Origin of the sequence: Mesorhizobium sp. M8A.F.Ca.ET.202.01.1.1 (assembly GCF_004791595.1) — a bacterium.
Classification (GTDB): domain Bacteria; phylum Pseudomonadota; class Alphaproteobacteria; order Rhizobiales; family Rhizobiaceae; genus Mesorhizobium.
This window is the reverse complement of the sequence record NZ_SRUN01000342.1, coordinates 1-279: the sequence shown is the minus strand read 5'-3', so window position 1 is coordinate 279 and position 279 is coordinate 1. Positions and strand designations below refer to the sequence as shown.

The 279-nt window shown below is 65.6% G+C and carries 1 protein-coding gene; it reads left to right on the top strand.

What is annotated here, in order from left to right:
* Positions 1 to 279 (top strand): amino acid--tRNA ligase-related protein (locus tag EN845_RS35120; protein WP_348631142.1); only part of this gene is annotated, 279 nt, incomplete at both ends.

Genomic DNA, 279 nt, shown 5'->3' with positions numbered 1-279 from the left:
CGACGCGCTGCTGCGCCATTGCGAGCGCCTGAAGATCCGCGTCAAGCCGTCCTACGGCTGGGGCAAGCTGCTGCTGGAGATCTTCGAGGCCACCGTCGAGCACACCCTGATCCAGCCGACCTTCATCACCGACCACCCGGTGGAGGTCTCGCCGCTGGCCCGTGCCAACGACAATGACCCGGGCTACACCGACCGCTTCGAGCTGTTCGTCAACGGCAAGGAGCTGGCCAACGGCTTCTCCGAGCTGAACGATCCGGAAGACCAGGCCCAGCGCTTCCA